Raw genomic sequence first — 10492 nt, forward strand, 5'->3', positions numbered from 1 at the left:
GCGTGCTCAACCTGGTGTTCAAGATCGCCGATGACTCCGGCCTGCTGCTGCTCGACCTCAAAGACCTGCGCGCCATGCTGCAGCATGTGGGCAACAACGCCAGCGACTTCACCACCGAATACGGCAACGTCAGCGCCGCCAGTGTGGGCGCGATTCAGCGCGGGCTGATGCAGATTGAGACCCAGGGCGGCGACCAGTTCTTTGGCGAGCCCATGCTCAACATCAGCGACTTCATGCAGACCGACAGCGCCGGGCACGGCATTGTCAACGTGCTGGCGGCCGACAAGCTGATGAATTCGCCGCGCTTGTACGCCACGTTTTTGCTGTGGATGCTGTCCGAGCTGTTCGAGCAACTGCCCGAGATTGGTGACCCCGATAAGCCCAAGATGGTGTTCTTTTTTGACGAGGCCCATTTGCTGTTCACCGATGCACCCAAGGCGCTGATCGAGCGCATCGAGCTGGTGGTGCGGCTGGTTCGCTCCAAGGGCGTGGGCGTTTATTTCGTCACCCAGAACCCGCTGGACATTCCCGATTCGGTGCTGGCCCAGCTGGGCAACCGCGTGCAGCATGCCCTGCGCGCCTACACGCCGCGCGACCAGAAGGCGGTCAAGGCCACGGCCCAGACCATGCGGCAAAAGCCCGGGCTGGACATTGAAACGGCCATCACCGAACTCGCCGTGGGCGAAGCGCTGGTGAGCCTGCTCGACGCCAAAGGCCGGCCCAGCATGACCGAGCGCGTGTATGTGCTGCCGCCCGGCAGCCAGCTCGGGCCCATCACGCCCCAGCAGCGGCAGGCATTGCTGCAAAACTCGCTGGTGGCCGGGGTCTACGAAAAAGAAGTCGACCGTGAATCGGCCTACGAGAAACTCAAGGCACGTGCCGAAGCCGCCGTCCCAGCGACCGGTGCAGCAGCCCAGACCAGCAGTGGCGGCATTCTGGGTGGGCTGAACGACATGCTGTTTGGCACTACCGGGCCGCGCGGCGCCAAGTACGATGGACTGGCGCAAAGCATGGCCAAGTCTGCCGTGCGGACCATGGGCTCCACCGTGGGGCGTGAGATCATCCGCGGCGTGCTGGGAAGCTTGTTGGGCAGCAAGAGGCGCTGAAAGCGACCCCGTCCCCGCAACCCGTTATTCAAAACAAAGAAAAATTCATCCATTTATGAGCAACGTTCACCTGATCGATCACCCGCTGGTGCAGCACAAGCTGACCCTGATGCGCCGCAAGGATGCCTCCACCAACACCTTTCGCACCCTGCTCAATGAACTGAGCAGCCTGATGGCCTATGAGGTCACGCGTGACATGCTGCTGCAGGACGTCGAAGTCGAAACACCCCTGGAAACCATGACCGGCAAGGTGATTGACGGAAAAAAACTGGTGTTTGTGTCGATTTTGCGGGCCGGAAACGGCATTCTGGAAGGCATGCTCAGCGTGGTGCCGGGCGCCCGCGTCGGCCATGTGGGCCTGTACCGCGACCCGCAAACGCTGCAACCGGTCGAGTATTACTTCAAGATGCCGCAGGAAATGGAAGCGCGCGACATCGTGATCGTCGACCCGATGCTGGCCACCGGCAATTCGGCCATTGCCGCCGTCGACCGGCTTAAAAAACTCAAGCCAAAATCCATCAAGTTTGTCTGCTTGCTGACCTGCCCTGAAGGCATTGCCGCCCTGCAAAAAGCCCACCCCGACGTGGCCATCTACACCGCTGCGATTGACCGGCAACTCAACGAGCACGGCTACATCCTGCCCGGCCTGGGTGACGCCGGCGACCGCATTTTCGGCACCAAGTAAGCATGCTTGCCGTGCGGCCATTGGCCTTGGCGCTGCTGTTGGCCGTGGCGCCGGTTATCCATGCGCTGCCTTTTACACCCGCCCGCGACAGCGAAGTGGTGGAACGCCTGCCACTGGCCAGCGACCCGTCGGTGCGCCGCGTCGAGTCGCTGCGCAAGCAGCTGGCCGCCCGACCCGGCGACGCGGCGCTGCGCGTGGACATCGCCCAGCGTTACTTCGACCTGGCCATGGCCCAGGGCGACCCGCGTTTTGTCGGCTACGCCTCGGCCGCCATCGCGCCGCTGGCGGCGAACCCTGGCGACAGCGCCGGCTACTGGCTGGTGCGCGGGCTGATACAGCAGTTCAGCCATGACTTTGAGGGCGCGCTGGCCAGCTTGGCCAAGGCCAGCCAGCTTGACCCCCGCTCCCCGGTGGCGCTGTCCTGGCGCGCCGCGATTTTCATGGTGCAGGCCCGCTACCCAGAAGCGCTGGCCGATTGTGCGCGGCTGGCGCCCCTGGCCGAACCGTTGCTGGGCGCGGGCTGCAGCGCATATGCGCGGTCCATGACGGGCCCGTTGCTGCCCACATTCGACGCGCTGAGCGACGCCGTCAAGGCCGCACCGCATGCCGCACCGTCCTTGCTGCTGTGGCAATACACACGGCTCGCTGAAATGGCCTGGCGGCTGCAGCGCCCTGCGCTCGCTGAAAGCTATTTTCAAAATGCCCTCGCGCTGGGCATCACCGACCAGTTCCTGCTGGGCGCTTATGCTGACTTTCTACTGACGCAGCAGCGCCCCGGCGAGGTGCTCAAACTCCTGGCGGGCTGGGAGCGGTCAGACATTTTGCTGTTGCGCCTGGCGCTGGCCGGCCGCGCTGCAGCGGGCGCACGAACCGACGAATGGACCGCTCAGTTGCGCGACCGTTTCCAGGCTGCCGCGCAGCGCGGCGACCGCCTGCACGAACAGGAAGCCGCGCGCTTTGAGCTGGACCTGGAACGCAACGCCGCGAAGGCGCTGGAACTCGCGGCCCGCAACTACCAGGTCCAAAAAGAGCCCCGCGACGCTGAAATCCTGATGCGTGCTGCGCTCGCTGCGCGCCAGGCCAGGGCCGCCCAAGCCGCGCTCGACTGGTTGCGCAGCAGCGGCTACCAGGACCCGGCACTTCACCTGCTGGCCGATGCGCTCGCCGCGCAGGGAGCCGCACGGTGATCCAATTGCGACAGCTTTTTCTGCTGCTGGCCCTGCTGATGCTCCAGGCCCCGGCCTGGGCCCACAAGCCCAGTGACAGCTACCTGACGCTGCGCGCCACCACCGGCCGCAGCGACATTGCGGTGCGCTGGGACATCGCGCTGCGCGACCTCGACTATGTGCTGCAGCTGGACCGCGACGGCAACGGCGAGATCAACTGGGGCGAGGTGCGCCAGCGCAGCGATGACATCACGCGGCTGGCCACCAGCCGGCTGGCCTTGTCGTCTTCCGGTCAGCCCTGTACCTGGGCGACGGCCAGCCCCTTGATGCTGGACCGGCACAGCGACGGCACCTATGCCGTGCTGAGCCTGACGGCGCATTGCGCCCGCCTGACTGGGGCGCTGGACGCGCGGTATTCGCTGCTGTTTGATGTCGACCCGTCGCACCGGGGTCTGGTGCAATGGATTGCGCCGGGCACCGAGGAGGTTCAGGCCCTGGTTTTTGGCACCGAGTCCGCCGCGCAGTCGCTGGCGCTGCAGCCGCCTGGCGCCTGGCAGACCCTGCGCCAGTACCTGGTCGACGGCGTCTGGCACATCTGGATCGGCTATGACCACATCCTGTTTTTGCTGGCCCTGCTGCTGCCGGCCGTGCTGGTGCGGCGAGATGGCCAATGGCATGGCGCGCCCCACCTGGCGGGCGCCGTCAAGGAAGTGCTCAAAGTGGTCACCGCCTTCACGCTGGCCCATTCCATCACCCTGAGCCTGGCGGCGCTGGAGGTGGTCAGCCTGCCTTCGCGCTTCGTTGAATCGGCGATTGCCGCGTCGGTGGTGGTGGCGGCATTGAGCAACCTGCGCGGCACACTGGAATCCCGGCGCTGGGTCATGGCGTTTGCGTTCGGACTGCTGCACGGCTTTGGTTTTGCGTCGGTGCTGGCCGACCTGGGACTGCCGCAGGGCGCGCTGGTGCTGGCCCTGGTGGGCTTTAACGTCGGTGTGGAACTGGGCCAGCTGGCCATCGTCGCGGTGTTCCTGCCCGTGGCCTACAGTTTGCGCGCCACCGGCTTTTACCGGGTCGGCGTGCTCAAGTTTGGCTCCGTTCTGGTGGCGCTGCTGGCCGCATGGTGGCTGGTGCAGCGGATGTTTGACCTGTAGCGACTGTCAATTTTTAAAAAAAGGAAGAGGGGCGCCACCATGAAAATCATGGGAATCCTGTTGTTGCTGGCCTTGATGTTGGCCGTGCTGGTGGTGGGCGCGGGCCAGCTGGGATTTTTCAGCGGGCGCACGCCAGACGGGCTGGGCGTGCAAGCCGGACGCCTCAAGGCGCCCGCCCAGACCCCCAACAGCGTGTCCAGCCAGGCCGGACTTTTTCCCGGGCATCCGCAGCGCCGCTATGCCGAGATTGCGCCTTTTACCTACACCGGCGACGGCCAGGCCGCCCTGCGCCGGCTGGCCGCCCTGCTGCAGTCCAGTGACCGCTGCCTGCTGGTAACCCAATCGCCTGACTACCTGTATGCCCAGTGCAGCACGCGCTGGCTGAAATTTACCGACGATGTGGAGTTTTATCTGGACGCGTCGGCGGGCGTGATTCACGTGCGCTCGGCCAGCCGGATCGGGCGCAGTGACCTGGGCGTCAACCGCGCACGGGTCGAGGCTTTGCGGGCGCGTTTCGCGGCAGGCGGACAAGCCTCTGACATACTTCAAAAGTAATAGCTAATAGCGCCCGTATTCATTGGGTTGAAGGCGTTTTTAATGCATCTCATGGCGTTGTGCGAGGCGCCGTGCCGCGCTCAGCAACTCAGGGTTTTGCCGTGCGCTGATGGCGGGCAAAGAAGGTCCACATCATCAGCGTCGCGTCCGGACCTTCCGGCGCGGTGAAGGCCAGGCTGCCATCCCCGCCGCTCCAGGCATGGCCCAGCGAGTTGATTTCGCAGCGCAGCAGCAGTGGTTTTTGGCCCGCATAGTAAGTCTCGGTCTGGTAGCCGTGGCGCGGACTGCGGCCGCCTGTGCGCGCCGCATAGCTGCGGCTGACCGGCTCGGGGCGGGTGATGGCGGGCGCGTTGATGATCGCAAATTGCTCTGTCAGCTGCGTCGCATTGATGTGCCGAACCACCGGGTCGCGGGCGCCGTGAATCAAAATTGCGGGCATGCCGGGGAACTGCGGCAGCGCGCTGGCAAACGAATGGGCGGTTTCACGGTAGCTGCGGCCAGAGCCTTGCTGCATGGCGCGAAAAGCGCCCAGGGGCGAGTCGCTGGTGCCAAAAACCGGCGCCGAATGCAGGCCCACTGCGGCAATCAGCTCGGGGTGGCGCAAGGCCAGAATGGTGGCCAGCCCGGCGCCGGCCGACAGGCCCGCCACATAGGTGCGCGACTTGTCCAGCCGGTGCTTGACCTGAACCTGCGCAATCATCCCGGCCATCAGTGCGATGTCGCCCTCGCCCTGCTGGGTGGCGCGCTTGTACCAGTGCCAGCACCGGTGTCGGTCCGCGGCCGCCGACTGCTGCGGGTAAAGCACCGCAAAACCCTTGCGCTCGGCCAACTGGTTCATCTTCGTCGACAGCGCAAAGTCAGGGGCCGTCTGCTGGCAGCCGTGCAGCATGACCACCAGCGGACGAGTCGTTGCCGACGCGCTGGCGGGCAGATACAGCCAGTAGGCCATGCGCCGTGCCGGGGCCAGTTGCCCGTCTGCCGGCACCGTGAAATGCGACTTTTTCCAGACGCCTGGCCAGGGGCAAATCGGGCGGGCCGGCTCTGCCGATGATTTACGAGGCGGCTTGGCGGTTTTTGCTGGTGTTAACTTGAGACCTTGGGTGGCCTTGACGGCTTTGGCGCGCCGCGCGGGCTTGGGCATCAGGCTGGTCAGGAGCTTGCGGCCCTGCGCTCGCTGTGCCTTGCCGATGCGCGCGATGTTCTTCAGCCAGAGGCTGGTCAGACTTTGGGCCATGGTGTCAATTTGGTGTCAGTTGGAAAACGCATGGAAATGCGCGCTTTGGCCCGGATCGGGCGAAGGCGCGAATTTTCCTTTTTAAATGGCTAGCGGCTTATTTTGCTGCAGTGCAGCAAAATAGTCTGTCAGCAACAACCTACAGTTCGTTCGGCAGACCGATAATCGGGCTATTCGCCTGGTAACCTGCCACCTGGACTGTGATGACGCGCGCTGCCAGGCGCCAGACTGGCCTTCTTTTTCTCCCAGAATCACCACCATGCAAGATTTTTTGACCGCCGCGCTTTACAAGTTTGTTGAACTGCCGGACTTTGCCGAGCTCCAGGCGCCGCTGCTCGCATGCTGCGAGGCCCACGGCGTCAAGGGCACGCTGTTGCTGGCGTCCGAAGGCATCAACGGCACCATTGCCGGACGATACGAAGACGTCCATGCCGTGCTGGCTTTTTTGCGCCAGGACCCGCGCCTGGCCGCGCTGGAGCACAAGGAAGCCTATGCCCCGCACATGCCTTTTTACCGGATGAAGGTGCGCCTCAAGCGCGAAATCGTCACCCTGGGCGTTCCGGACGTGCACCCGGCGCGCATGGCCGGCCAGTACGTCAAGCCGCAGGACTGGAACCAGCTGCTGGCAGACCCTGCCGTCGTGCTGGTCGACACGCGCAACGACTACGAGGTGTCCATCGGCACTTTTCAGGGCGCCATCAACCCGGCAACCCACAGTTTTTCAGAACTGCCCGACTGGGTGGAACGTGAAATGCAGGAAGGCGGCAAGCTCGCAGACGTGAATGGCCAAAAACCCAAAGTCGCGATGTTTTGCACCGGCGGCATCCGCTGCGAAAAATCAACCGCTTTCTTGCGTGCCAAGGGATTTGACGAGGTCTACCACCTCGAAGGCGGCATCCTTAAATACCTGGAAACCGTGCCCGAGGCCCAAAGCACCTGGCAAGGCGAGTGCTTTGTGTTCGATGAGCGCGTATCAGTGGGCCATGGCCTGCATGCCGGTGACTTCACACTGTGCCGCTCATGCCGCGACCCGCTGAGCGCCGATGACCGGGCTTCGCCGCTGTATGAACGGGGCGTGAGTTGCGCGCACTGCCATGACCGCACCACCGAACAGCAAAAAGAGGGTTACCGCGAGCGCCAGCGGCAGGTCGACCTGGCCGAAGCGCGCCACCAGGCGCATATTGGCGTGCGCCAGCCGGGCAGCGCCTGAAGCCGCCGTGACGCCTGATTCCGCCCTGCCCGTCCTGTATTCGTTCCGGCGCTGCCCCTACGCCATGCGCGCCCGGCTGGCGCTGGCGGTGAGCGGCCAGCCCTGCGAATTGCGGGAGATTGTGCTGCGCGACAAACCGCCTGAGATGCTGGCAGCCTCCCCCAAGGCCACCGTACCGGTGCTGGTGCTCGCCAGCGGTGAGGTGCTGGAACAAAGCCTGGCCATCATGCAGTGGGCCCTGCGCCAGCGCGACCCCGAAGGCTGGCTCCCGGCCGACAGCGCCGGTCAGCAAGCCCAGCAAGCGCTGATTGCCGCCAACGACGGCCCTTTCAAGCACGCCCTTGACCGCTACAAATACCCGAACCGCTACGCCGGGGAACATGCGGGCGATGAGCAAGCCTTTGCAGAATCCCACCGCAGCCATGCAGCCGCGTGGCTCCTGTCGCTGGACACCCTGCTGTGCCGCCACGACGGGCTGTGCGGCCCCACCGCCTGCCTGGCCGACATGGCCATCCTGCCTTTTGTGCGCCAGTTTGCCCATACCGACCCGGGCTGGTTTGCAGCCCAGCCCTGGCCGCAGCTGGGCGCCTGGCTGGGACGCTGGGAGTCCAGTGCGCTATTTCACCAGGTCATGGAAAAATATCAGCCCTGGCAGGCCGGGCGCTGCGGCCCTGCTTTTCCACCTGCAACATCAACGCATGACGCTGAAATTTAAGCATTTCAGGCCTCTCGCCCTTACGGAACGGGCGCCAAGCGCTATCAATTAAGTCGTTTGTTGACGCTCAAGCTTCCGGTGCAATCGCCTCGGCGTAGTCATACAGCGCACCCAGAACCGCTTCGCCCCGCTCGTCGGCGGTTTCCTGCAGGGTGTCAATCTCGGCAAACAGGGCGTCCACGTTGCGGGCACCGCCCTCGCCTTCGAGCAGCCGGGCCACGCGGTGGGCCTCCCAGCGCTCGGTTTCTTCGGGCGTCAGGGTGTCGGCAAAGTTGCGCGCCCGGTAACGAAACACCAGCTCAGGCAGGCGCTCGTCGTCAAAGCCCATGCGGCTGTGCGCCAGTTCGGCCGGCGGCAGCGCGCGCAGCTGGTTTAGCCGTCGCCGGTCCGCGTTGCCAATGAAGCCGCCGTACAGGTCCTCGTCCACGTCGGGCGTGGCGGCGGCGGGACGCTGAAACACCTCGGGCCAGATGGCGCTCATGTCGGGCAGGCCTGCCGCAATTTCGGCATGGCGCAGGGCGGCCTCCATGTCGATACCCCATTTGGTCGCCATCTCGGGGCTCAGGGTTTGCAGCTTGCGCACCACCATCGGTGATTTGTTGAGGTGAACCGATTTAAGCGGCAGGCGCTGCACGCCCTCCGGCAACTCTGCCGACTTGCTGAACAGCCGCAGGCGCAGCGTGGCCACGTCCAGCAAGGGCAACTCGCTGGGGTCATGCGCCAGGTCCCAGGCCAGCAGCTCGTTTTTATTGGCAGGATGCGTCGCCAGCGGCCACATCACGGCCAGGCAGCCGCGCTCGGACGGGAACATGCCCGACACATGCAGAAAAGGCCGCGCCGTCTGGCGGCTGGCGGGCAGGCCCAATTCGGCCGCGACGCGGTCCTTTTTGTGCAGACCCAGGCAAAAATCAAACAGCTTGGGCTGGGCCGTACGGATCAGGCGCGCCAGCGCAATGGTGGCGCGCACGTCGGACAGCGCGTCGTGCGCCGCCTCGTGCAGCAGGCCGTTGGCGCGCGCCAGGTCTTCCAGCTTGAAGCTGGGCTTGCCGACAAAGGGGCCGTCCGGCTTGATTGGCCAGACAATGCCCTCGGGCCGCAGCGCATAGGCCATGCGCACCACGTCCAGCAGGTCCCAGCGGCCGCAGTCGTTTTGCCATTCGCGCGCATATGGATCAATCAGGTTGCGCCAGAACAGGTGGCGCGTGACTTCGTCGTCAAAACGGATGGTGTTGTAGCCCACGCCGATCGTGCCGGGCTGGCCCAGGACCTGTTCGATCTGCGCCGCAAACGCATGCTCGGGCAGGCCGTGCTGCAGGCAATGCTGGGGCGTGATGCCGGTGATCAGGCAGGACGCCGGATCCGGCAGGTAGTCGTTGGCGGGCTGGCAGTACAGCATCAGCGGCTCGCCGATTTCGTTCAGCTCGGAATCGGTACGGATGCCGGCAAACTGCGAGGGCCGGTCACGGCGGGTGTTCAGACCAAAGGTCTCGTAGTCATGCCAAAGAAAGGTGTGCGGAGCCATCAGGTGGTATCTTCAATTTTTTTAAGAAAAATAGGCTTCTAGCCCATATAGCGTAAGGGTGAGTAGCTATGAATGCAGTAGCGCCATAAGAAAAGGCCGATAGCGTGATGCTACCGGCCTTTCAGGTCATTTTCGCCTTTTCAGGCTGTGCTGAGGAAATCTGCCCGGTCAGCCCGCCGCGGCGGCTTCCGCCTCGGGCTTGGCACGGCCTTCTTTCTTGGGCAAGGGCTGGATGTCGAGCTCGACTTCGCCAGTCTCCACGCCTTTTTCGTCGGTCGTGATCTTCATGTCTACCGTCAGGCGGCCACCGTCGATCAGGCGTCCGAACAGCAACTCGTCGGCCAGTGCACGGCGGATCGTGTCCTGGATCAGGCGCTGCATCGGGCGCGCACCCATCAGCGGATCAAACCCCTTCTTGGCCAGGTACTTGCGAAGCGTGTCGGTGAAGGTCACTTCCACTTTCTTCTCGGCCAGCTGCGTTTCGAGCTGCAGCAGGAACTTGTCGACCACGCGCAGGATGACGGTCTCGTCGAGTGCCTTGAAGCTCACCACCGCATCGAGGCGGTTGCGGAACTCGGGCGTGAACAGGCGCTTGATGTCTGCCATTTCGTCACCGGCTTCACGCGGATTGGTAAAGCCAATCGTTGCCTTGTTCATGGTCTCGGCGCCCGCGTTGGTCGTCATGACGATGATCACGTTGCGGAAATCGGCCTTGCGCCCGTTGTTGTCCGTCAGCGTGCCGTGGTCCATGACCTGCAGCAGCACGTTGAAGATGTCAGGGTGCGCTTTTTCGATTTCGTCGAGCAGCAGCACGCAATGCGGCTTCTTGGTCACGGCCTCGGTCAGCAGGCCGCCCTGGTCAAAGCCGACATAGCCCGGAGGCGCGCCGATCAGGCGGCTCACGGCATGGCGCTCCATGTACTCGGACATGTCAAAGCGGATCAGCTCGATGCCCATGATGTAGGCCAGCTGCTTGGCGGCTTCGGTCTTGCCGACGCCCGTGGGGCCCGAAAACAGGAAGCAGCCAATTGGCTTGTCGTCTTTGCCCAGGCCAGAGCGCGCCATCTTGACGGAGGACGCCAGCACGTCGAGTGCCTTGTCCTGGCCGAACACCACGCTTTTCAGGTCGCGCTCCAGCGTTTTCAGCT

Annotated in this window: 10 protein-coding genes; 7 read left to right on the plus strand and 3 right to left on the minus strand. The window is 64.2% G+C overall.

What is annotated here, in order from left to right; translation table 11 throughout:
* The 5 genes from IV091_RS14645 to IV091_RS14665 form a co-directional block, all read left to right on the plus strand.
* Positions 1-1106: helicase HerA-like domain-containing protein (locus IV091_RS14645; RefSeq protein WP_293469980.1), on the plus strand; the 1106-nt coding region annotated here is incomplete at its 5' end.
* Between the two features lie 55 nt (positions 1107-1161).
* Complete coding sequence (upp, locus tag IV091_RS14650) at positions 1162-1791, plus strand: uracil phosphoribosyltransferase (protein WP_293469982.1); 630 nt, start codon at positions 1162-1164, stop codon at positions 1789-1791.
* A gap of 11 nt (positions 1792-1802) precedes the next feature.
* Complete coding sequence (locus tag IV091_RS14655; protein WP_293469984.1) at positions 1803-2978, plus strand: hypothetical protein; 1176 nt, start codon at positions 1803-1805, stop codon at positions 2976-2978.
* Entirely contained in the window at positions 2975-4108 is a 1134-nt protein-coding gene (locus IV091_RS14660; protein ID WP_366807011.1) for a HupE/UreJ family protein, read from the plus strand. Before IV091_RS14655 ends, IV091_RS14660 begins: the two co-directional genes overlap by 4 nt.
* 39 nt (positions 4109-4147) lie before the next feature.
* Positions 4148-4663 carry a DUF1499 domain-containing protein gene (locus IV091_RS14665; RefSeq protein WP_293469986.1) on the plus strand — a complete coding sequence of 172 codons (516 nt, stop codon included), beginning with the start codon at positions 4148-4150 and terminating at the stop codon, positions 4661-4663.
* Between the two features lie 88 nt (positions 4664-4751).
* Here the strand turns inward: IV091_RS14665 and IV091_RS14670 are convergent, their stop codons facing one another.
* Positions 4752-5897 (minus strand): PHB depolymerase family esterase, encoded by a 1146-nt coding sequence (locus tag IV091_RS14670; protein ID WP_293469988.1) that lies wholly within the window; start codon positions 5895-5897, stop codon positions 4752-4754.
* A gap of 259 nt (positions 5898-6156) precedes the next feature.
* Here IV091_RS14670 and IV091_RS14675 point away from each other — a divergent pair, with 259 nt between their 5' ends.
* Entirely contained in the window at positions 6157-7107 is a 951-nt protein-coding gene (locus IV091_RS14675) for a rhodanese-related sulfurtransferase (RefSeq protein WP_293469990.1), read from the plus strand.
* A gap of 64 nt (positions 7108-7171) precedes the next feature.
* Positions 7172-7822, plus strand: a complete 651-nt coding sequence (locus tag IV091_RS14680) for a glutathione S-transferase (RefSeq protein ID WP_293469998.1) — start codon at positions 7172-7174, stop codon at positions 7820-7822.
* Between the two features lie 67 nt (positions 7823-7889).
* Here the strand turns inward: IV091_RS14680 and sbcB are convergent, their stop codons facing one another.
* Together sbcB and IV091_RS14690 are read right to left on the minus strand one after the other, a co-directional pair.
* Positions 7890-9344: an exodeoxyribonuclease I gene (sbcB, locus tag IV091_RS14685; RefSeq protein ID WP_293469992.1), complete on the minus strand. Its 1455-nt coding sequence runs from the start codon at positions 9342-9344 to the stop codon at positions 7890-7892.
* Between the two features lie 168 nt (positions 9345-9512).
* A partial coding sequence (locus IV091_RS14690; protein ID WP_293469994.1) for an AAA family ATPase occupies positions 9513-10492 on the minus strand: 980 nt, incomplete at its 5' end.

This window comes from Polaromonas sp. (assembly GCF_018780625.1).
Classification (GTDB): Bacteria; Pseudomonadota; Gammaproteobacteria; order Burkholderiales; family Burkholderiaceae_C; genus Polaromonas.